This window comes from Streptomyces sp. NPDC001513 (assembly GCF_042894695.1).
Classification (GTDB): domain Bacteria; phylum Actinomycetota; class Actinomycetes; order Streptomycetales; family Streptomycetaceae; genus Streptomyces.
In genome coordinates, this window is record NZ_JBIAVU010000003.1 from 518,704 (window position 1) to 538,494 (window position 19,791).

Consider the following 19,791-nt stretch of genomic DNA (forward strand, 5'->3'; position numbering starts at 1 on the left):
TTCTGAATGTCCGGGTCTCTGGGTGTGTCTGTCTCGGTCAGACCGCGGCGGCCGGAGCCGCCTCGGTCTGCGTCGCGGCCGGGATGGTGGCCTTGAGGGCTTCGTCCGTGACCTCGGCGGTCGTCGCCGCGGCGGTGGTGGTGCCGGCGGCGGCGACGGTCGGCGGGACGGTGACCGCGGCGATCGCCGTGGTGACGACACCCGGCTCCTCGGCGCGGGCCGGCTCCACGTCGTTGACGTTGTGGTGGTCGACGACCTGGCGGCGCGAGATGAACCAGATGGCCAGGCAGGAGCCGATCAGGAAGAGCGTGACCGCGGCGATGCCGATGTCACCCGCGCGCATGACCAGCTCGGCACCGGCCGAGACCAGCGCGGCGGCCGGCAGGGTCAGGCCCCAGGCGACGAACATGCGGGTCGCGGTGGACCAGCGGACCACACCGCCCTTGCGGCCCAGGCCCGCACCCATGACCGCACCGGAGCACGAGTGGGTGGTGGAGAGCGAGAAGCCCAGGTTCGAGGAGGCGAGGATGACGGACGCGGCCGAGGTCTGGGCGGCGAAGCCCTGCTGCGGCTGCAGGTCGGTCAGGCCGCTGCCCATGGTGCGGATGATGCGCCAGCCGCCCAGGTAGGTGCCCATCGCGATGGCCATACCGGCGGAGACGATGACCCAGACCGGCGGGTTCGCGTCGGGCGCGATCGCGCCGCCGGCGATGAGGGCCAGGGTGATGATGCCCATCGTCTTCTGCGCGTCGTTGGTGCCGTGCGCGAGGGAGACGAGACCGGCCGAGGCGATCTGACCGGCGCGGTACCCCTTGGCGGAGGTCTTGTCGCCGACCTTGTTCCCCAGCTTGTACGTGACCTTGGCGGCCAGGTACGCGGCCATGCCGGCCACCAGCGGGGCGGCGATCGCGGGGATGAGGACCTTGGTGACGACGACGCTGCCGTTGACCGCGCCGATGCCGGCGGAGGCGACCGCGGCACCGATCAGGCCGCCCATCAGGGCGTGCGAGGAGCTGGAGGGCAGTCCGACCAGCCAGGTGACGAGGTTCCAGAGGATCGCGCCGACCAGGGCCGCGAAGATCACTTCCGGCTGGATGCCCTCTTCGTTGACGAGGCCCTTGGAGATCGTCTTGGCGACCTCCACGGACATGAACGCGCCGACGAGGTTGAGCACGGCGGACATGGCCACCGCCGTCTTGGGCTTGAGGGCGCCGGTCGAGATGGTGGTGGCCATCGCGTTGGCCGTGTCGTGGAAACCGTTCGTGAAGTCGAACACGAGAGCGGTAATGATCACGATCCCGAGGAGAAGCGTTATGTGCTCCATTTACCCAGGCTTCTGTTTGACGTCAGTGGCTCGGCGACCGTAGGCAACCTGGATGAACGGAAGGTGAACTGACTCGGGCGGAGCGGTGTACTGGTCGAGGGCGTGATCGGGACATTCGTCCTGATTCTGCCGTAGTTAACTCGATAAATGCACGTCAAAGCCGGGTGAATACACACCTCCGCGCCACGGCGGAGGTGTACAGGGCCCTCCGCCCGGACCCCGGAAAGAGACCTAGATCACCCTGTCCCCGGCGGGGATGCGGCGACCGGCGGAGCGATCACCTCCGGTCAGCCTCCGGTGAGTCGTCGGTGGGCCGTCGGTGGCGCTCCGGTGGCCCTCCGCACCCCCCGACGGGACACTTGGAAGCGTGCGTACCGCGACAGCAACGGCAGCGGCCGTCACCACCACCCTCCTCGGCGCAGGCGCGGCCGCGGTCGCAGCCGCGGTCGCAGCCGGCCGGCACGCCGCCGAGGCGGCCCTGCGCTCCGAACCGGGGCGCCCGCTCTCCGGCGGGCAGCGGCTCAGCGTCCACTCCACCGCCGCCGGCCGGGTCTCGCTGACCCGCTCGCTGGCCTCCCTGCGCCCGGGCACCTACGGCCTGGTCGCACCCGGGGTGCACGCCGTGGTCGGGCCCGTGGTCGCCGACGCCGACCACTACCCGGACACCGTCGTACGGCAGCTCCTCACCGTCAACCACGGCGCCCTCGCCCCCGGCACCCGCGTCACCCTCACGCCGCAGGTGTACGTCGGCAACCCGAGCAGCGCCCTCGGGCTCGACCACGCCGACGTGGACATCCCCGGGGAGCTCGGTGCGCTGCCCGCCTGGTTCGTGCCCGCCGCCCGGGACACCTGGGTGATCACCGTGCACGGGCTCGGCGGCACCCGCGAGCACCCGATGGTGGTCATGCCCTTCCTTCACCGCCACCAGCTGCCCGTCCTGGACCTGGCCTACCGCGGCGACCTCGGCGCCCCCGCGTCCCCCGACGGCATCGGGCACCTCGGCGAATCGGAGTGGCGGGACCTGGACGCCGCCATCCGCTACGCCGTGCGCTACGGAGCCCGCCGCGTGGTCCTCCACGGCTGGTCCACCGGCGCCACCATGGCCCTGCACGCCGCCGAACGCTCGGCGCTGGCCGACCGGATCTGCGGACTGGTCCTGGACTCGCCGGTGCTCGACTGGCACGCGACCCTGCGCGGGCTCGCCGCGGCGCGCCGCACCCCCGCCGTGGTGCTGCCGCTGGCCGTCTGGGCCGCCGAGGGCCTCGCGGGCCTGCGCGCCGACCGCCGGCCGCCCGGGGCGGATCCCGGGGCGCTGCGCGTCCCCGTACTGATCTTCCACGGACCGGACGACACCCTCGCCCCCTGGGGCCCCTCCCGCCGGCTCGCCGCGGCCCGCCCCGACCTCGTCGGCCTGCACACCGTGCCCGGAGCCGGACACGGAGCCATGTGGAACGCCGACCCGGCCGGCTACGAGGAGGCCCTGCGCCGCTTCCTCACTCCCCTCATGTGAGGGCCTGTCCGAGGGCCTGTGTGAGGGCCTGTCATGTGAAGGCCGTGTGACGGACCAGGTCCTGCGGGCGTGTTGTCCCGGTCTGCACCGCGGGCAGGTGGTGGCAACGGCTGATTCCGTTTGGGCTTTCGGCCAGTGACGGGCGAGACTGCTTCCGTGACGTCCCGAAAGCCTGATGAGCAGTTGGCTCGCGACTCCAGACTCCGACTCGTCTCCCCGCGTTCCGTCGCCGCGGCACGCAAGGCGGTGACCGACCGACGCAGCCGGCCCGCCCCGAGGCCCCCGGCGGGCACCCCCGCCACGGCCGACCTCGCGAACCGGGCCCGGGCCTCGCTCGCCGACGCCGTACGCCTGACCCGCTGGGCCGAGCGCAACCTCGGCGCCGGAGACGGCGGCCGGCCCGCCCCCACGGGCGCCCTGCCGCCCTCGGACGTCGAACGCGCCGCCGCGGAACTGGGCCTGACGCACGGGCAGATCCGGGTCGGCTGGGACCGCGCACGGCTCGCCGGCCTGGTCGAGGTGCACGGCGGCCACGCCCGGCCCGGCTGGCGGCTGCGGGCCTGGGACCGCGACGACACCGCCGTACTGCGCGGCTGGGTCGCCCTCTTCGACGCCTGGTCGCTCGTCCACCCCGCCCCCGCCGACATCGCCCCCGCGGCCGTCGCCGAGGTCGTCGAGGCGATGCCCCAGCTCCTCTCCCTGCTCCAGCTCTCCGACGGCCCCGTGACCGTCCCCGACCTGCTCGACCTGCTCGGCCAGCGCGTCACCGAACTGCGCGACGAGCGGTGCGAGATCCCGTACGACGCCGAGCCCGCGGCGGCCCGCACCGCCGCCCCCGGTGAACCGGAAGCCCCCGCCCCGGACCCCGCCTCCGCCCCGGACCCGGACGGGCAGGACCGGCCCGCGGCCGCCGGAGCCGGCCCCGCGGAGGCCCGCCCCACCCCCGTCCCCCTCGCCCGGCTGCTGCGCTGGGCGCTCGGCGGACTCGCCGCCGTGGACGCCGTCACCCTCGGCCCCGCCCGGGCCGCGCTCACCCCGCTCGGCAGCTGGGCCGTCTGGGTCAAGCTGGAGCAGATCTGCGTCGCGGCGCAGAGCCCCGCCGGGAACATCGAGCAGTCCGCCGCCGCCATGCTGCACGGCTGCGCCCGGCTCACCCCCGGCCCGGCCCGCGCCGAATACCAGGCCTGGCTCGCCGCCCGGCCCGTCGGCCACGCCGTCACCGAGCTCCTGCAGGCCGCCCGCGGCGAGGACGCCCTGCTGCGCGGCCTCGCCTTCGAGGCGCTGCGCGTGGTCGGCGCCCCCGCCGAACCCGAGGTGCGCGCGACCGTGCGCGAGCCCGCCCTGCGCCCCTACGCCCTGCTCTGGCTCGCCGAGCACGACGGGATCGACCCCGACGAGGCGCAGGACGTCCTCACCGCCGAGGAGTCCACCTGGCTGTGGGTGGACACCGCGGCCGCCATCGCCGACCACGGCGAGGCCGAGCTGCTGGCCCGCCACCTGGACTCGGCGGTCCGGACCACCGTCCCCCGGCTGCTGGACGAGGTCCGCGCCGTCGGCCATCCGCGCACCGTGCAGGTCCTGGTCGCGCTGGCCGCCGCCCATCCGGACCCGGCCCTGGCCAAGGCCGTCCGCCGGGCCGCCTTCCAGGTCCACACCGGCGGCGCCTGACCCCTGGCCGGGCGCGGCGCGCGCGGGAGTGAGGCGTCGTGCCCGGGCACGGCGCCGCGGGTCTCAGACCTGCGGCGCGTACGTGCCGAAGCTCCAGATGTTCCCCTCGGCGTCCCGGGCCATGTAGTCGCGCGAGCCGTAGTCCTGGTCCTTGGGCTCCATCACGATCTCCACCCCGTGCTCGGCGGCCCGCCGGTGGTGGGCGTCCACGTCGTCGACCACGACATAGACCCCCGAGGGGCCGGCGTCCTCCATGGCCTTGTCGAAGACCCCGCCGGTGCCCTTGCTGCCCAGCATCACCATGCCGTTGCCGTAGGCCAGCTCCGCGTGCACCACCGAGCCGTCCTCACCCTCGTACACCGCGACCTGGCTGAACCCGAAGGCCTCGGTCAGCAGCCGGATGGCCGCCTTCGCGTCGCGGTAGACCAGCGTGGGACAGATGGACGGAACGCCTGCCATGACGATCACTCCCTCTCGTGACGGTGACCCGCGTCACACCAGCATGGCAGGCGGCACCGACAGTCAGCGGAAGGTGTTGCACTGGGCCATGTCGCCCGTGCGGTAGCCCTGGTAGAACCACTGCTGCCGCTGTTCGGCCGAGCCGTGCGTCCAGGACTCCGGGGTCACCCGGCCCTGGAACTTCTCCTGGATCCGGTCGTCGCCGACCGCGGCCGCCGCGTCCAGCCCGTCCCTGATGTCCTGGTCGGTCAGGTTCGTGATCAGTGGCCGCCCGGTGGACTCGTCCGGGGTGCGCGTCGCGTTGTGCGCCCACACCCCCGCGTAGCAGTCGGCCTGCAGCTCGACCTTGACCGCGTTGCTGTTCGCGCCCTGCCGGCCGTCCTGGGAGCGCTGGAGCGTGCCGAGCAGGTTCTGGATGTGGTGCCCGTACTCGTGGGCGACGACGTAGGCCTGGGCGAAGGGGCCGCCGCTCGCGCCGAACTTCGTCCGCAGCTCGTTGAAGAAGCCGAGGTCCAGATAGACCTGCCGGTCTGCGGGGCAGTAGAAGGGGCCCACCGCCGAGGTGGCGGCCCCGCACGCGGTGTTCACCCGGCCGGTGAAGAACACCGTCGACGCCGGGCTGTACTGGCCGCCGCGCCGGGCGAACTCCTGCCGCCAGAAGTCCTGGGTGCTGTTGACCACCGCGACCAGCCGGCAGTCCTCCCGCGCGTTCGCGTCCTGCCCCGTCCTGCACTCCTGCTGCACCTCGTTGACGGAGGACGCGGCCGGCCCCGGCTCCTGGTCCCCGGAGGACAGTCCGAGCTGGTCCGGACCCACACCGAAGAGCAGGCCCAGGACGAGCGCGATGATGCCGACGAGGCCGCCGCCGACCGTGGCCCTCCCGCCGGGGATGCGGCTGCTGCGCACATCCTTGACCTCGGAGGTGTCCAGGTTGGCGTTGTCGTCGAACTGCATCCCCGCACCGCCCTCTCTTCGTGGGACCGGGTGGGCCGCGTGACCGTCCCTGCGGTGAGTATCGGCCCATTCCTCCCGGTACGCGCCCCGGCACTCCCCGGGATCCCTGGGCCGAACGGGGGACGCGGCGGAGCGGCCCCGAGCCGCCGGGTGGTCCGGCCCGCGCCCGGAAACCAGTTGCACACCCCCGGTAGAATGTCTCCCATGGCGAATCTCCTCGCGGATTAGCGGCGTCGAAGCTCGCGTTCTGCCCCCCTCTTCCGCCGTCCCGACCCGCCCTGGAGTATTTCCGTGATCACCGCCACCGGCATCGAGCTGCGCGCCGGCGCCCGCATCCTCATCGAGTCCGCCTCCTTCCGTGTCGCCAAGGGCGACCGCATCGGCCTGGTCGGCCGCAACGGAGCGGGCAAGACCACCCTCACCAAGTGCCTCGCGGGCGAGGGGCAGCCCGCCGCCGGCGCCATCGCCCGCTCGGGCGAGGTCGGCTACCTCCCGCAGGACCCGCGCACCGGCGACCTCGAGGTCCTGGCCCGCGACCGGATCCTGTCCGCGCGCGGTCTCGACGTACTGATCAAGAAGATGCGCGCCAACGAGGAGCGCATCGCCACCGGCGCCGGCGCCACCCGCGAGAAGGCGCTCCGGCAGTACGAGCGCCAGGAGACCGAGTTCCTCACCAAGGGCGGGTACGCCGCCGAGTCCGAGGCCGCCACCATCTCCGCGGCGCTCAGCCTGCCCGACCGGGTGCTCGGCCAGCCGCTGCACACCCTCTCCGGTGGTCAGCGCCGCCGCGTCGAGCTCGCGCGGATCCTCTTCTCGGACGCCGACACCCTGCTCCTCGACGAGCCCACCAACCACCTCGACGCCGACTCCATCGTCTGGCTGCGGGACTACCTGAAGAACTACCGCGGCGGCTTCATCGTGATCTCCCACGATGTCGACCTGGTCGAGACCGTCGTCAACAAGGTCTTCTACCTGGACGCCAACCGCGCCCAGATCGACGTCTACAACATGGGCTGGAAGCTCTACCAGCAGCAGCGCGAGGCCGACGAGAAGCGCCGCAAGCGCGAGCGCCAGAACGCCGAGAAGAAGGCCGCGGCCCTGAACTCGCAGGCCGACAAGATGCGGGCCAAGGCCACCAAGACCGTCGCCGCGCAGAACATGGCCAAGCGCGCCGACCGGCTGCTCGCCGGCCTGGACGCCGTCCGCGTCTCCGACAAGGTCGCCAAGCTGCGCTTCCCGGACCCGGCTCCCTGCGGCAAGACCCCGCTGACCGCCGAGGGCCTCTCCAAGTCCTACGGCTCGCTGGAGATCTTCACCGACGTCGACCTGGCCATCGACAAGGGCTCCCGCGTCGTCATCCTCGGCCTCAACGGCGCCGGCAAGACCACGCTGCTGCGCCTGCTGTCGGGCACCGAGAAGCCCGACACCGGCACCGTCGTCCCCGGTCACGGCCTCAAGCTTGGCTACTACGCCCAGGAGCACGAGACCCTGGACCCGGAGCGCACGGTCCTGGAGAACATGCGTTCCTCCGCGCCCGACCTGGACCTGGTCGCCGTACGCAAGACGCTCGGCTCCTTCCTCTTCTCCGGGGACGACGTGGACAAGCCCGCCGGAGTGCTCTCCGGCGGCGAGAAGACCCGCCTGGCCCTGGCCACGCTGGTCGTCTCCTCGGCGAACGTGCTGCTGCTCGACGAGCCCACGAACAACCTCGACCCGGCCAGCCGCGAGGAGATCCTGGGCGCCCTGCGCACGTACAAGGGCGCGGTCATCCTCGTCACGCACGACGAGGGCGCCGTCGAGGCGCTGGAGCCGGAGCGGATCATCCTGCTCCCGGACGGCGTCGAGGACCTGTGGGGCCCGGACTACCGGGACCTGGTGGCGCTCGCCTGACCCCGGAGGGCCTCCGTCCGATCACGGTCCGGGCCTGCGGTGACCCTGATCCAGTTCCTTATGGATCATTCGGCTCAGGGGTGATCCATCATCTGAGTGAGACGGTCTCGTACCGTTGCGCGTCGTACGACGGCCCCGGCCGCACCCGTGAAGGTGCGCGACCGGGGCCGTTCGTTTTCCGCCGCCCGGCCTCTGACCTGGAGATTCCCGGTGGGGGCGGCGAAGTGTGACAGAAGTCATGCGGCGGAAGAGAAGATTCCGTTCTGCTCGTGTGTCCACAGCTTGAGAAATGCCGCCGTACCGACCTTGCTGAATGGGTGGCCAGGAAGCGTGGGAGGGGTGATCATGAGAAGTCCAGAGCGCACTTCCCATGAGGAGGCACGGGTGGCCGAGACTCTGAAGAAGGGCAGCCGGGTAACCGGCGCCGCGCGCGACAAGCTCGCGGCAGACCTGAAGAAGAAGTACGACTCCGGTGCGAGTATCCGGGCGCTGGCCGAAGAGACCGGCCGGTCCTACGGATTCGTCCACCGGATGCTCAGTGAGTCCGGGGTTTCGCTGCGCGGTCGCGGAGGCGCCACGCGCGGTAAGAAGGCGGCTACGGCCTGACCCCGGTCCCATCGGTTCCAACGCTCCAAGGCTCCAACGGCTTCACAGCTCACATGTTCCGACGTTTCCTTCGGTGACCCCCGGTCGGCCCCGTGGTCGACTGGGTGGTTACTGTGCAGTCACTTAGGCCGGGCTTGCGGCCGACTGCACACCGGAGGCATACACAGATGGCTCTGCTCGACAAGGACGGCGTACGACTCACCGTCGACGACACGGTCGCCACGGTGACACTGACCAATCCGGCCAAGCGAAATGCCCAATCCCCCGCGCTCTGGCGGGCTTTGGCCGAGGCCGGGAGGTCGTTGCCGGGCACCGTCCGGGTCGTCGTGCTGCGCGGTGAGGGCAAGTCCTTCTCCGCAGGGCTCGACCGGCAGGCGTTCACCCCCGAAGGCTTCGAGGGCGAGCCGTCCTTCCTCGATCTGGCACGTGGATCGGACGAACTGCTCGACTCCACGATCGCCGAGTACCAGGAGGCATTCACCTGGTGGAGGCGTAACGACATCATCTCCGTCGCCGCCGTGCAGGGGCACGCGATCGGCGCCGGCTTCCAGCTCGCGCTCGCGTGCGATCTGCGCGTGGTCGCGGACGACGTGCAGTTCGCCATGCGCGAGACCAGCCTGGGCCTGGTCCCCGACCTGGCCGGAACCCAGCCCCTGACCTCCCTGGTCGGCTACGCCCGCGCGCTCGAGATCTGCGCGACGGGCCGCTTCGTGCATGCCGAAGAGGCCGAGCGGGTCGGCCTCGCCAACCTGGTCGTCCCGGCCGACGAGCTCGAAGCCGCCGTCCAGGACCTCACCACGGCCCTGCTGGCCCCGTCGCGGGACGCCGTGATCGAGACCAAGGCACTCCTGCGCGCCGCGCACTCCCGCCCGTACGACGACCAGCGCGCCGCCGAGCGCGCCGCCCAGGCCCGCCGCCTGCGGGACCTGGCGGGGCTGTCCGACTAGCGCAACAGCCGAGAAGTGCCCCAGTGCCTCGAACGCCGGCCCGGTTCAGCCCCGCCGGCGTTCGAGGCGCGCGTGCGGAACCGGCCGAGCGGCGCAGTCACAGCGCGCGAGCGCGGCCCCGCGCTTAACGTGGTGCGGAGTGAGTCCGACTCCGCACGCGCGAAAGGGCACGCCATGACCGAATTCTCATCAGGCGGCGGTGGCTCCGCCAAGGAACCCGGCGACCGGGGACGCACGAGCATCTCCGACGGCGTGGTCGAGAAGATCGCCGGGCTGGCCGCCCGCGAGGTCGTCGGCGTACACGCCATGGGCAGCGGCACCGCCCTCTCCCGTACCTTCGGCGCGGTCCGCGACCGCGTGCCCGGCGGCCAGAAGGCCGCCGTCAGCCGCGGCGTCAAGGCGGAGGTCGGCGAGGTCCAGACCGCCCTCGACCTGGAGATCGTCGTCGACTACGGCGTGTCGATCCGCGACGTGGCACGGGCGGTCCGTGAGAACGTCATCTCGGAAGTCGAGCGGATGACCGGCCTGGAGGTCGTCGAGGTCAACATCGCCGTCAGCGACGTCAAGCTGCCCGATGAGCCCGACGAGGAGCCGGAGACCCGTCTTCACTAGCCGAGAGGAGCCGTAATGAGCATGGCGATCGCCGGCCTGTTCGCCGGAATGGCCCTGGCGTTCGCCGGGTACTTCGGCGGTTTCGGCGCCTTCCTCCTGGTGGCGGCCCTCGGCGCCCTCGGGTTCGTCGTCGGGCGCTTCCTCGACGGGGACATGGACGCCGGGGACCTGTTCCGCCGACGTGACGACAGGCGCGGGTGAGGGGCCGATGAGCACCACTCAGCCCCGGGCCACCCCACCGCGGGTGGCCGCCGCCGACCGCGGGTCCACCCTCATCGCCGACCGGGTCGTCGCCAAGATCGCCGCCCAGGCCGCCAGGGAGGCCCTCGACGCCCCCTCGGGCGCACCCCCGCACGCCACCGTCACCGTCCACCACGACATCGCGCGGGTACGGGTGAGCCTGGAGCTCGGCTACCCCTCCGACGTCGCCGCCCAGTGCGCCGCCGTACGCGCCCGGGTGGCCCAGCGCGTCGAGGAGTGCGCGCAGATGTCCGTGCCCGAGGTGGACATCGAGGTCGAACACCTGCACTCCGCCCACACCCGGACCGCCGCGGGGCGGGACCGGCGGCTCCGGTGACGGCCCCCGGATCCGTGACGGCCCCCGGACCCGGCCGCGCCCACCGGTTCCGCTCCGCCCGGCGGGTGCCCGCCGCGCTCACCGCCCTGGCCGTGCTGGGGGTGGCGGGCCTGTTCCTGTACGACCTGGCCGCCGTACGGTCCGGCCGGCCCGCCATGAGCTGGCGCCGCGACCTCGCCCACTGGCTGGAGACGGCGACCCCCGCCGACCTGTCGGTGCAGCTGACCGGCGCCGCCCTGGCCGTGGCCGGGGCGGTCCTCCTGCTGCTGGCGCTCACCCCCGGGCTGCGCCGGATCCTGACCATGCGGACGCCCGGCCAGGGCGCGGCGGTACACGCCGGGCTCGGCCGCAAGGACGCCGCGCAGGTCCTGCGGGACCGGGCCATGGAGGTGTCCGGGGTGCGCTCGGTCCGGGTCAAGGTGGGCCGGTCCCACGTCGGGGTGCGGGCCACCTCGCACTTCCGCGAGCTGGACGACGTACGGGCCGACCTGGACGCCGTGCTCGCCGTTGGCATTGAGGAACTGGGCCTCGCGCGCCCGCCGCGGGCGCGCGTACGGGTCAGGAGGTGAGCGGGATGCTCGGGGTGGTGAACCGGATCCTGCTGGCGGTGGCCGGAGCGGCCCTGCTGGCGGCCGGGATCGTGCTGCTGACGGGCTGGTGGCCGCTGCACGGGCGGCACGCGCCGCTGCTGACGGCCCAGGCGCGGCACCGGTACTGGCACGCGGACGGCTGGGTGTGGTGGGCGGTGCTCGCCGGGCTCGGCGTGGTCGTACTGCTGGCGTTGTGGTGGCTGCTGTCCCAGCTGAGGCGCCCGCGGCTGCCCGCGGTGGTCGTGGACACCGGGGACGGAGCCTTCGCCCTGCTGCGCGGGCGCGCGCTGGAGGAGGCGGTGGCCGCGGAGGCCGGCGCGCTGGAGGGCGTCGCCGGCTGCCGGGTCGCCCTGCGCGGGCGGCGCGGATCGCCCGCGCTGCGGGTCGCGCTCGAACTGGAACCCCACGCGGTCCCCGCCGACACGCTGGCCGCCGTGGCCGGCCCGGTCCTGACCCACGCCCGTACCTCGGCGGGCCTCGCCGAACTCCCGACGGAGGCCCGCCTCAAGGTCACGTCACACCGGGCACAGCGGGTCACCTAGGCCCTGTCCGGACGCGGCGGAGCCCACGGTGGGTCAGAAGCCGTGGCGGGAGCCGCCGTCGACGGGGAGCATGACGCCCGTCAGGTACGAGGCGGCCGGGGACAGCAGGAAGGCCGCCGTGCGGCCGAACTCCTCCGGGGCGCCGTAACGCCGCAGCGGGATGCGGGACTCGTTCCCGGCGCGGGCCGCGTCGGCGTCACCGCCGAGCGCGTCGAGCTCCCGTACGCGGTCGGTGTCGATGCGCGCCGGGAGCAGGCCGACGACGCGGATCCCGCGCGGGCCGAGCTCCACCGAGAGGGACTTCGCGAAGCCCGCCAGGCCCGGGCGCAGGCCGTTGGAGATGGTCAGCCCGGGGATCGGCTCGTGGACCGAGCCCGACAGGACGAAGCCGATGACCCCGCCCTCGCCCAGCTCGGCCGCCGCCGCCCGCGCGAGGCGCACCGCGCCCAGGAAGACCGACTCGAAGGCCGCCGACCACTGTTCGTCGGTGTTGTCGGCCGCGAAACCGGGGGTCGGGCCGCCGACGCTGATGAGGATGCCGTCGAAACGGCCGAAGCGCTCGCGCGCGGTGGCGACGAGCCGCCCGGCCACCGCCGGGTCGGAGTTGTCCGCCGCCACACCCACGGCGTCCGGGCCGAGCGCGGCGGCGGCGTCGGCCGCCCGCTTCTCGTCCCGGCCCGTCACGATGACCTTCGCGCCGTCGGCGGTCAGTTCCCGGGCGGAGGCGAAGCCGAGGCCGCGCGTGGCCCCGGTGACGATGTAGACACGGTCCTTCAGTCCAAGATCCATGCCGACACGCTACGCCGTCGCGGGCTCCTGTTCGACGGCTTCGGCCTTGGCCGCCGCTTCCTCGCGGTCGCGCTTCTCCCGCCGTACGAGGACCACCCAGCCCACCGGCACCGCGGCCGCGAACAGCCACCACTGGACGGCGTACGCCATGTGGGGGCCGATCGAGTCGTGGTCGGGATCGGCGACGGTCTCGGGGCCGGCCTCGGGGGACGGGGCGGTGAGCTCCAGGTACCCGCCGAGGACCGGCTTGCCCAGGTACTGCGCCTGCTGCGCGCTGTTGATCAGCATGACCTGGCGGTCGGGCAGGCCCTTGCGGTCCTTGATGCCGCTGCCGCCGCTCGTCTCGTCGGCCTTCAGCCGGCCGGTGACGGTGACCTCGCCCGCGGGCGCGGCCGGCACCGGCGGGTAGGCGCGGGGGTCGTCGCCGCCCGGCACCCAGCCCCGGTTGACCAGGACCACCCGGCCGTCGGAGAGGACCAGCGGGGTCAGGACGTGGAAGCCGACCTTGTCGTCGTTGTCGGTGCGCATCCGTACGACGACCTCGTGCGCGGAGTCGTACGTGCCGGTCGCGGTGACCGCGCGCCAGAAGTCCGCGCGGGGGACCCGGTGCCCGGGGGAGGTGACCTCGGTCATGGGGACCGGCTTGGCCCGCAGGTTCGCCTCGATCAGCTGGTTCTGCGCGACCCGGTGCTCATGGCGGTGGTACTGCCAGAACCCCAGCTTGATCATCACAGGGATGAGGGCGAGGGTGATGAGGGTGAGGCACACCCACTGCCGGGTCAGCACAAAGCGGTACACGCCCACGACGGTACCCCCAGCGCGGAGGACCCCGGCGGCCGGGTGGCCGTCCGGGGTCACGGGTACGGGATCGGGAGGAGAGGACGAGGAGGAGACGAGGAGGAGACAGGGAGGAGACGGGGGAGTCAGACGCGGTCGACGATGCCCACCTTCCCCTCTGCGCGGGCGCAGTGCGCCCCGCAGAACCACTGCCCCGAGACCTCGACGCCCTGCCCGATGATCGAGACCCGGCAGTGCTCACAGACGGGCGCCATGCGGTGGATGGCGCAGGAGAAGCAGTCGAAGACGTGCACGGCGCCCTGCGCGTGCACCTCGAAGGACATGCCGTAATCGTTTCCGCAGACCTCACAACGTGCCATGCGCCGAATGCTGCGCACGGCGAGGGAGCGGAACAAGATCCAGCGGGGTGAGTCGCCGCGCCTGCACCCGGCCGGCGCAACGGCACTTCCCCGTCCCCGTTCAGGCGCTCGGGCTCAGCACTCCGCCGGGGCCACGTCCCGCAGCAGCTGGGTGAAGGCGGCCTCGTCGACGACCGGCGTGCCGAAGGACTTCGCCTTGACCGTCTTCGACGTCGCCGAGTCGGGGTCGTTCGTCACCAGGAGGCTGGTGAGCCGCGACACGCTCGTCGCGATGTGCAGACCCGCCTCGACCGCGCGGTCCTCCAGCAGCTCCCGCTCCACCGAGGTGTCACCGGAGAAGGCGATCCGCATGCCCTGCTTCAGCGGCTCGCCGTCCTTGTAGCGCCCCGGATTCGGGTGCGGGCACGGCGGCCGCTTGCGCGAGGGCCGCCAGCCGCTGCCCCGGTACGAGGACTGGTACCCGACGCGCGGGGCGGCGGCCGAGTCCGACCACTCCGTCAGCGGCCGGCACTCCAGCAGGGGCAGCCGTACGCCGCCCTGCGCGGCCGCGTGCAGCGACGGACGGAAGGCCTCCGCCAGCACCCGGGCGTCGTCGAGCGCGTGGTGGGCGCGCTGCTGGACCACGCCGAAGTGCGCGGCGAGCGACTCCAGCTTGTGGTTGGGCAGCGGGAGGTTCAGCTCCTTCGACAGGGCGATGGTGCACAGCCGCTGACGGACGGGCGCGGTCTCGGCGGCCCGCGCGTACTCCCGGGCGATCATCTGCCAGTCGAAGATGGCGTTGTGCGCGACCAGTACCCGGTCCGCGAGCCGGCCGGCGAACTCCTCGGCGATGTCCTTGAAGAGCGGGGCGCCGGCGAGCACCTCGCTCGTCAGCCCGTGGATCCACACCGGTCCCGGGTCCCGCTGCGGGTTGACCAGGGTGTACCAGTGGTCCTCGACATTGCCCTGCGCGTCGAGCCGGTAGACGGCGGCGGAGACTATCCGGTCGTCGCGGGCGAGCCCGGTCGTCTCCACGTCGACGACCGCGTACCCCTGTGGGTAGGCGGTCGGCCACGTCGTCTCTGCGGTCGTACGGTCGTCGAGCATGGTCACAGAGGATATCGGCCCCAACTGACAGCCGTTGCCGCGATGCCTCCTCCCCTGGTTCCGCGCCCCGTTTCGCCGGCGCTCACGCGCCGGGTTTCAGCAGGGCGGTCGTCAGGGCGCGTACGGACAGCAGGAACAGGCGTTCCGGGTCGGCCGGGCGGGCCAGGGCGCGGGCGAGGGCCGGGTCGTGGGGGGCCGCGGCCGGGTCCCAGAGCTCGCTCTCGGCCGGGGACTGGGCGGGGGCGCGCTCACGGTTGCGCTCGACGAGCAGGAAGCCGACGATCTGGAACTGGATCGCGCGCACCGCGTCGGCCGCGCGGGCGCCGCGCAGTCCCGCGGCGTGCACCTCGTGGACGAGCGCCTGCTGCGCGGGCAGGAACATCCGCTCGGTGAGGCCGCGCTCGTGGACCATCGCGATCAGGTGCGGGCGCTCGCGCAGTTCGCGGCGCAGGATCCGGGCCACCGACAGGATGCGGTCGGCGGGGGTGCGGCCGACGGGCCCGATGGCGCCCATCTCCTCCACGGTCCGCCGTACGAGGGCGTCGAGCAGCGATTCGCGGTTGCCGACGTGCCAGTAGATGGACGTCACCGCGGTGCCCAGTTCGGCGGCGAGCTTGCGCATGGTGAGGGCGGCCGGACCGTGCTGCTTGACCAGGGACGCGGCGGCGTCCAGCACCTCGTCGCGGGTCAGCGTTGATCTGACCATGGCTTCGGGCCGCCGATCTGTCGGAGTGTCAGTTCCGGTGGTGCACGGGTCTTTACCCTTCATCGGTGGCGGTGTAACTGTGTTACAGAACCGATTCCGCTCAATGACGAGGGATGGGGCGACACATGGCACGCGTACGGTACGGAGCGCGGACCGAGGCCGAGATCGCGGCGTCGCGCGAGAAGAGTTCCAAGCTCCCCGACATCTGGTCCACCGGGGTGGTGGCCGTCTGGGAGAGCGACCCCGACGTCGTGGCGGCGGTCCTGCCGCCGCCCCTCAAGCCGGCCGACCGGCCCCTCGTACGGGCCAACATCAGCAAGGTCGACCTGCCCGGCTACCCGCTCGGCGCCGGCTCGGTGGCCGTCGCCGCCCAGCACGGCGGGGTCGAGGGCTGGTACCCGCTGGTCATGCCGATGACCCACGAGCGCGCGCTGATCGGCGGCCGCGAGGTCTTCGGCGAGCCGAAGAAGCTGGGCGAGGTCACCGTCGAACGCGACGGCCTCGTCGTCCGGGCCGTCCTCGCCCGGCACGGGATCGCCTTCGTCGAGGTGCGCGGGGCGGTGGACCGCGCGCTGCCGCTGCCCGAGCCCACCCAGAAGACCGACTTCTACTTCAAGTTCCTTCCGGCCGTGGACGGTTCGGGCTTCGATGCCGCCCCGGTCCTCGTCCACTGCACGCGCAACGAGAAGGTCCGCAAGCTGGAGCACATCACCGGGGACATCGTCCTGCGCGAGTCGATGTTCGACCCCATCGCCGACCTCCCCGTCCGCCGGATCGTGGAGATCACCATCGGCGAGAAGACCACCGACCAGAAGGGCCGGGTCGTCGAACGGGTCAGCGCCCAGGCCCTGCTCCCGTACATCCACCAGCGCTACGACGACCCGATGCAGATCCTCGACGCGCCCCCGGAGGGATCGTCAGGGGGGAGGGGCTGACATGCGGATCGAATCCGGACAGGTGGCCGTCGTCACCGGAGCCGCCGGCGGCATCGGCCTCGCGATGGCCCGCCGCTTCGCCGCCGAGGGACTCAAGGTGGTCCTCGCCGACGTGGAGGAGGGCGCCCTGCGCAAGGCCGCCGACGAGCTCACCGCGGACGGGGCCCAGGTGCTCGCCCGGCTCGTCGACGTCGGCGACCGCGACTCCGTGACCGCGCTGGCCGACGCCGCGTACGAGACCTTCGGCGCCGTGCACGTGCTGTGCAACAACGCGGGCGTCGGCTCCGGCGCCGAGGGCCGGATGTGGGAGCACGAGCCCAACGACTGGAAATGGGCCTTCTCCGTCAACGTGTGGGGCGTCTTCCACGGCATCCAGGCCTTCGTCCCCCGCATGATCGCGGGCGGCGCGCCCGGCCACGTCGTCAACACCTCCTCCGGCGACGGCGGCATCGCCCCCCTGCCCACCGCCTCCGTCTACGCCGTCACCAAGGCGGCCGTGGTCACCATGACCGAGTCGCTCTACGCCCACCTCAAGGCGGAGGGCGCCGCCGTCGGGGCCTCCGTCCTCTTCCCCGGACCGCACATGCTGCGCACCGGACTGTGGGAGTCGCACCGCAACCGGCCCGAGCGGTACGCGAAGGAGCGGCCGCGCAAGTCCCCGTACCGCAGCCTCGACCAGTACGAGGCCGCGATGCGGAAGGCCGGCCACCAGGTGGACTTCACCCCCGTCGAGGAGGTCGCCGAGCACGTCCTCGACGGCATCCGCGCCGACCGCTTCTGGATGCTCCCGGCCAGCGAGCACAGCGACCGGCAGATCCGGGCCCGGTCGCAGTCGATGCTCGACCGTGCCAACCCCGCCTACCTGGAAAGCTTCATCCTCGACTGAGGGGCGTTCGTCGTGAGTGACATAGCGAGTGACACACCGTACGAAGACCCGTACCTGATCATCTCCTCCGACTGCCACGCGGGCCTGCCCACGGAGCGGTACCGGCCCTATCTCGATTCCCGCTTCCACCCCCGGTTCGACGAGTTCCTCGGCGAGCGCGACGCCCGCCGCGCGGAAGCCACCCGGCTCGGCGTCCGCAACGAGGCCTTCGCCGAGAAGTGGTTCCACGACCACGAGGAAGGCCTGCGGGGCGGCTGGGACACCGGGCAGCGGCTGAAGGAACTCGACGGCGACGGCGTGGCCGCCGAGGTCGTCTTCCCCGACGCGGACGCCGTCGACAGCCAGACCGCGGCCCCCTTCGGAGTGGGCCTCGGCCTCTCCGGCGACCAGGACCCCGAGCTCGGCATGGCGGGCGCGCAGGCCCACAACCGCTGGCTGGCGGAGTTCGTCTCGGAGAATCCCGAGCGCCACTGCGGGGTCGCCCTGCTCCCCATCACGGGCGAGCCGTCGAAGGTCGTCGCCGAGATCCACCGGGCCAAGGAATCCGGCCTGGGCGCGCTGATGATCCCCGCCATGTGGGTGGACAAGGCGCCCTACCACGACCGCCGCTACGACCCCGTGTGGGCGGCGGCGGCCGAGACGCGGATGCCGATCGTCACCCACTCCGGGTCCTCGCCGCGCCACGAGTACGGCGACCACCTGGGCATCTTCGTCTCCGAGGTCACCTGGTGGCCGGCCCGCCCGCTGTGGTTCCTGCTCTGGTCGGGGGTCTTCGAGCGCCACCCGGGCCTCAAGTTCGGCGTGGCCGAATCCGGCTGCTGGTGGCTGCCGAACCAGCTGTGGTTCATGGACCGGCTCTACCTCGGCGCGCACGGCGGCAAGAAGCTCTCCCCGTTCGAGGAGCTGAAGCGGCCGCCGAGCGAGTACCTGGACCGCCAGGTCTTCGTCTGCGCGACGAACACCAAACGGCGCGAACTCGCCCAGCGCTACGAGATCGGCGTGGACAACATCCTGTGGGGCTCGGACTTCCCGCACCCGGAGGGCACCTGGCCCGACACCCGGAACTGGCTGCGCAAGACCTTCCACGACATCCCGGTCGACGAGACCCGCCGGATGCTCGGCCTCGCGGCGGCCGAGGTCTTCGGCTTCGACACGGCGAAGCTGGCCCCGATCGCCCGCCGGATCGGCCCCACCCCGGCCGAGCTGGGCCAGTCCCCGGACCAGGCGGCCGTGGCGGCCTCCTGGGCCCGCTCCCGCGAGACGGGCCGCCACTGGCTCACCGGCGGCGACTTCCCGGTACTGGGGGTCTCGTGATGACGGACGACCAGGACCGCTACACGGTCATCTCGGCGGACTGCCACGCGGGCGCCGACCTGCTGGACTACAAGCCGTACCTGGAGAAGCGGCACCACGACGACTTCGACGTCTGGGCCGCCGGCTACGTGAACCCGTACGAGGACCTCCTCGCGGACACGGCGGACCGCAACTGGAACTCCGCGCGGCGCCTCGCGGAGCTGGAGGCGGACGGCATCGTCGCCGAGGTCGTCTTCCCCAACACCATCCCGCCGTTCTTCCCCAAGGCCTCGCTGATGGCGCAGCCGCCGACGGCCGCCGAGTACGAGATGCGCTGGGCCGGCCTCCAGGCGCACAACCGCTGGCTGGCGGACTTCTGCGCGGACGCACCGGGCCGGCGGGCGGGCGTGGTGCAGATCCTGCTGAACGACGTGGACGCGGCGGTGAAGGAGATCCGCCGCACGAAGGAGGCGGGCCTCACGGGCGGCATCCTGCTGCCCGGCGTCCCGCCCGGCTCCCCGGTCCCGGAGCTGTACTCGGCGGCGTACGACCCCATCTGGGCGGTATGCGACGAGCTGGACGTCCCGGTCAACCACCACGGCGGCTCGGCGTCCCCGCCGCTGGGCGACGAACCGGCCGCCCGCGCGGTCTTCATGGTGGAGACCACGTGGTTCTCGCACCGCGCCCTGTGGCACCTCATCTTCGGCGGCGCCTTCCGCCGTCATCCGGGCCTCAAACTGGTCCTGACGGAGCAGGGATCCGGCTGGATCCCGGGCGTGCTGGAGATGCTGGACTACTACCACGGCCGCCTGGTCGCGGCCTCGGCGACGGCGGAGGCCAAGTTCGGGGCGGGCCTCGCGGAGTCGATGGGCAGCGGCCCGAGCGAGGTCTGGCGGGAGAACTGCTTCGTGGGGGCCAGCTTCATGCGCCCCCACGAGGTCCCGCTCCGGGACCGGATCGGCCTCGACAAGATCATGTGGGGCAGCGACTACCCGCACGACGAGGGCACCACCCCCTTCTCCCGCGAAGGCCTCCGCATCGCCTACGCGGGTCTCCCGCGCGAGGAGGTCGCGGCGATGGCCGGCGGCAACGCGGCCCGCGTCTACGGCTTCGACCTGGCCCTGCTGGACGCGCTGGCCGCGAAACACGGCCCGCTGGTCTCGGAGATCGCCGAGCCGTTGACGACCGTGCCCCCGGAGGCCACCAGCCCGGCCTTCGCCAAGGGCGGCTCGGTCCGGGTCTGGTGACGCGGGCTCCCGC

At 72.6% G+C, this 19,791-nt stretch carries 22 protein-coding genes; 14 read left to right on the forward strand and 8 right to left on the reverse strand.

Annotated features, from left to right (window positions below; genetic code table 11):
• Positions 1 to 37: 37 nt before the first annotated feature.
• Positions 38 to 1,324, reverse strand: coding sequence for an inorganic phosphate transporter (locus ACFYZ4_RS08920; protein ID WP_351293070.1), 1,287 nt, complete (start codon positions 1,322 to 1,324; stop codon positions 38 to 40).
• Positions 1,325 to 1,691: 367 nt separating this feature from the next.
• Here ACFYZ4_RS08920 and ACFYZ4_RS08925 point away from each other — a divergent pair, with 367 nt between their 5' ends.
• The gene (locus tag ACFYZ4_RS08925; protein ID WP_351293068.1) at positions 1,692 to 2,834 is read left to right on the forward strand and encodes a hypothetical protein; all 1,143 of its coding nucleotides are present in this window, start codon (positions 1,692 to 1,694) and stop codon (positions 2,832 to 2,834) included.
• A 156-nt stretch (positions 2,835 to 2,990) separates the two neighbouring features.
• A complete protein-coding gene (locus tag ACFYZ4_RS08930) occupies positions 2,991 to 4,502 on the forward strand; it encodes a hypothetical protein (RefSeq protein WP_390783420.1) in 1,512 nt (503 codons plus the stop codon).
• A gap of 63 nt (positions 4,503 to 4,565) precedes the next feature.
• Here the strand turns inward: ACFYZ4_RS08930 and ACFYZ4_RS08935 are convergent, their stop codons facing one another.
• Together ACFYZ4_RS08935 and ACFYZ4_RS08940 are read right to left on the reverse strand one after the other, a co-directional pair.
• Entirely contained in the window at positions 4,566 to 4,961 is a 396-nt protein-coding gene (locus tag ACFYZ4_RS08935; protein WP_351293066.1) for a VOC family protein, read from the reverse strand.
• A 63-nt stretch (positions 4,962 to 5,024) separates the two neighbouring features.
• Positions 5,025 to 5,915, reverse strand: a complete 891-nt coding sequence (locus ACFYZ4_RS08940; RefSeq protein WP_384341254.1) for a neutral zinc metallopeptidase — start codon at positions 5,913 to 5,915, stop codon at positions 5,025 to 5,027.
• Positions 5,916 to 6,206: 291 nt separating this feature from the next.
• Here ACFYZ4_RS08940 and ACFYZ4_RS08945 point away from each other — a divergent pair, with 291 nt between their 5' ends.
• The 8 genes from ACFYZ4_RS08945 (at position 6,207) to amaP (ending at position 11,679) form a co-directional block, all read left to right on the forward strand.
• Positions 6,207 to 7,805: an ABC-F family ATP-binding cassette domain-containing protein gene (locus tag ACFYZ4_RS08945; protein ID WP_351293062.1), complete on the forward strand. Its 1,599-nt coding sequence runs from the start codon at positions 6,207 to 6,209 to the stop codon at positions 7,803 to 7,805.
• A 384-nt stretch (positions 7,806 to 8,189) separates the two neighbouring features.
• The gene (locus ACFYZ4_RS08950) at positions 8,190 to 8,411 is read left to right on the forward strand and encodes a helix-turn-helix domain-containing protein (RefSeq protein WP_030010789.1); all 222 of its coding nucleotides are present in this window, start codon (positions 8,190 to 8,192) and stop codon (positions 8,409 to 8,411) included.
• 167 nt (positions 8,412 to 8,578) lie between these two features.
• A complete protein-coding gene (locus ACFYZ4_RS08955; protein ID WP_351293060.1) occupies positions 8,579 to 9,358 on the forward strand; it encodes an enoyl-CoA hydratase/isomerase family protein in 780 nt (259 codons plus the stop codon).
• A 174-nt stretch (positions 9,359 to 9,532) separates the two neighbouring features.
• Positions 9,533 to 9,970 (forward strand): Asp23/Gls24 family envelope stress response protein, encoded by a 438-nt coding sequence (locus tag ACFYZ4_RS08960; protein WP_351293058.1) that lies wholly within the window; start codon positions 9,533 to 9,535, stop codon positions 9,968 to 9,970.
• 15 nt (positions 9,971 to 9,985) lie between these two features.
• Positions 9,986 to 10,171: a hypothetical protein gene (locus tag ACFYZ4_RS08965; RefSeq protein ID WP_351293057.1), complete on the forward strand. Its 186-nt coding sequence runs from the start codon at positions 9,986 to 9,988 to the stop codon at positions 10,169 to 10,171.
• Positions 10,172 to 10,178: 7 nt separating this feature from the next.
• Positions 10,179 to 10,547, forward strand: coding sequence for a hypothetical protein (locus tag ACFYZ4_RS08970; RefSeq protein WP_351293055.1), 369 nt, complete (start codon positions 10,179 to 10,181; stop codon positions 10,545 to 10,547).
• A 14-nt stretch (positions 10,548 to 10,561) separates the two neighbouring features.
• Entirely contained in the window at positions 10,562 to 11,116 is a 555-nt protein-coding gene (locus tag ACFYZ4_RS08975; RefSeq protein ID WP_390783421.1) for a DUF6286 domain-containing protein, read from the forward strand.
• Positions 11,117 to 11,121: 5 nt separating this feature from the next.
• Positions 11,122 to 11,679, forward strand: a complete 558-nt coding sequence (gene amaP, locus ACFYZ4_RS08980; RefSeq protein WP_351586708.1) for an alkaline shock response membrane anchor protein AmaP — start codon at positions 11,122 to 11,124, stop codon at positions 11,677 to 11,679.
• Between the two features lie 33 nt (positions 11,680 to 11,712).
• Here the strand turns inward: amaP and ACFYZ4_RS08985 are convergent, their stop codons facing one another.
• From ACFYZ4_RS08985 to ACFYZ4_RS09005, 5 genes are all read right to left on the reverse strand, one after another.
• Positions 11,713 to 12,468: an SDR family oxidoreductase gene (locus ACFYZ4_RS08985; protein ID WP_351293049.1), complete on the reverse strand. Its 756-nt coding sequence runs from the start codon at positions 12,466 to 12,468 to the stop codon at positions 11,713 to 11,715.
• Positions 12,469 to 12,477: 9 nt separating this feature from the next.
• Positions 12,478 to 13,266 (reverse strand): SURF1 family protein, encoded by a 789-nt coding sequence (locus ACFYZ4_RS08990; RefSeq protein WP_351293047.1) that lies wholly within the window; start codon positions 13,264 to 13,266, stop codon positions 12,478 to 12,480.
• A 125-nt stretch (positions 13,267 to 13,391) separates the two neighbouring features.
• Positions 13,392 to 13,625: a hypothetical protein gene (locus ACFYZ4_RS08995; RefSeq protein WP_030716941.1), complete on the reverse strand. Its 234-nt coding sequence runs from the start codon at positions 13,623 to 13,625 to the stop codon at positions 13,392 to 13,394.
• 114 nt (positions 13,626 to 13,739) lie between these two features.
• Positions 13,740 to 14,717: a DEDDh family exonuclease gene (locus ACFYZ4_RS09000; RefSeq protein ID WP_351293044.1), complete on the reverse strand. Its 978-nt coding sequence runs from the start codon at positions 14,715 to 14,717 to the stop codon at positions 13,740 to 13,742.
• 76 nt (positions 14,718 to 14,793) lie between these two features.
• Positions 14,794 to 15,417, reverse strand: a complete 624-nt coding sequence (locus ACFYZ4_RS09005) for a TetR/AcrR family transcriptional regulator (protein WP_390783422.1) — start codon at positions 15,415 to 15,417, stop codon at positions 14,794 to 14,796.
• A 125-nt stretch (positions 15,418 to 15,542) separates the two neighbouring features.
• Between ACFYZ4_RS09005 and ACFYZ4_RS09010 the strand changes: the two genes are divergently transcribed.
• The 4 genes from ACFYZ4_RS09010 to ACFYZ4_RS09025 are packed head-to-tail and all read left to right on the forward strand — an operon-like array spanning position 15,543 to position 19,778.
• A complete protein-coding gene (locus ACFYZ4_RS09010) occupies positions 15,543 to 16,352 on the forward strand; it encodes an acetoacetate decarboxylase family protein (RefSeq protein ID WP_390783423.1) in 810 nt (269 codons plus the stop codon).
• Between the two features lies 1 nt (position 16,353).
• Positions 16,354 to 17,238, forward strand: coding sequence for an SDR family NAD(P)-dependent oxidoreductase (locus ACFYZ4_RS09015; RefSeq protein ID WP_351293038.1), 885 nt, complete (start codon positions 16,354 to 16,356; stop codon positions 17,236 to 17,238).
• Positions 17,239 to 17,250: 12 nt separating this feature from the next.
• The gene (locus ACFYZ4_RS09020) at positions 17,251 to 18,552 is read left to right on the forward strand and encodes an amidohydrolase family protein (protein WP_390783424.1); all 1,302 of its coding nucleotides are present in this window, start codon (positions 17,251 to 17,253) and stop codon (positions 18,550 to 18,552) included.
• Positions 18,552 to 19,778: an amidohydrolase family protein gene (locus ACFYZ4_RS09025; protein WP_351293034.1), complete on the forward strand. Its 1,227-nt coding sequence runs from the start codon at positions 18,552 to 18,554 to the stop codon at positions 19,776 to 19,778. Before ACFYZ4_RS09020 ends, ACFYZ4_RS09025 begins: the two co-directional genes overlap by 1 nt.
• The last annotated feature ends 13 nt before the right edge of the window (positions 19,779 to 19,791 follow it).

Excerpts from the sequence above, each read along its gene's own strand:
- ACFYZ4_RS08985 (WP_351293049.1), bottom strand. The coding sequence starts at position 12,468 with ATGGATCTTGGACTGAAGGACCGTGTCTACATCGTCACCGGGGCCACG.
- ACFYZ4_RS08940 (WP_384341254.1), bottom strand. The coding sequence starts at position 5,915 with ATGCAGTTCGACGACAACGCCAACCTGGACACCTCCGAGGTCAAGGAT.
- ACFYZ4_RS09015 (WP_351293038.1), top strand. The coding sequence starts at position 16,354 with ATGCGGATCGAATCCGGACAGGTGGCCGTCGTCACCGGAGCCGCCGGC.
- ACFYZ4_RS08965 (WP_351293057.1), top strand. The coding sequence starts at position 9,986 with ATGAGCATGGCGATCGCCGGCCTGTTCGCCGGAATGGCCCTGGCGTTC.
- ACFYZ4_RS09005 (WP_390783422.1), bottom strand. The coding sequence starts at position 15,417 with ATGGTCAGATCAACGCTGACCCGCGACGAGGTGCTGGACGCCGCCGCG.
- ACFYZ4_RS08960 (WP_351293058.1), top strand. The coding sequence starts at position 9,533 with ATGACCGAATTCTCATCAGGCGGCGGTGGCTCCGCCAAGGAACCCGGC.
- ACFYZ4_RS08920 (WP_351293070.1), bottom strand. The coding sequence starts at position 1,324 with ATGGAGCACATAACGCTTCTCCTCGGGATCGTGATCATTACCGCTCTC.
- ACFYZ4_RS08995 (WP_030716941.1), bottom strand. The coding sequence starts at position 13,625 with ATGGCACGTTGTGAGGTCTGCGGAAACGATTACGGCATGTCCTTCGAG.
- ACFYZ4_RS08935 (WP_351293066.1), bottom strand. The coding sequence starts at position 4,961 with ATGGCAGGCGTTCCGTCCATCTGTCCCACGCTGGTCTACCGCGACGCG.
- ACFYZ4_RS08955 (WP_351293060.1), top strand. The coding sequence starts at position 8,579 with ATGGCTCTGCTCGACAAGGACGGCGTACGACTCACCGTCGACGACACG.
- ACFYZ4_RS09010 (WP_390783423.1), top strand. The coding sequence starts at position 15,543 with ATGGCACGCGTACGGTACGGAGCGCGGACCGAGGCCGAGATCGCGGCG.
- ACFYZ4_RS09025 (WP_351293034.1), top strand. The coding sequence starts at position 18,552 with ATGACGGACGACCAGGACCGCTACACGGTCATCTCGGCGGACTGCCAC.
- ACFYZ4_RS08970 (WP_351293055.1), top strand. The coding sequence starts at position 10,179 with ATGAGCACCACTCAGCCCCGGGCCACCCCACCGCGGGTGGCCGCCGCC.
- amaP (WP_351586708.1), top strand. The coding sequence starts at position 11,122 with ATGCTCGGGGTGGTGAACCGGATCCTGCTGGCGGTGGCCGGAGCGGCC.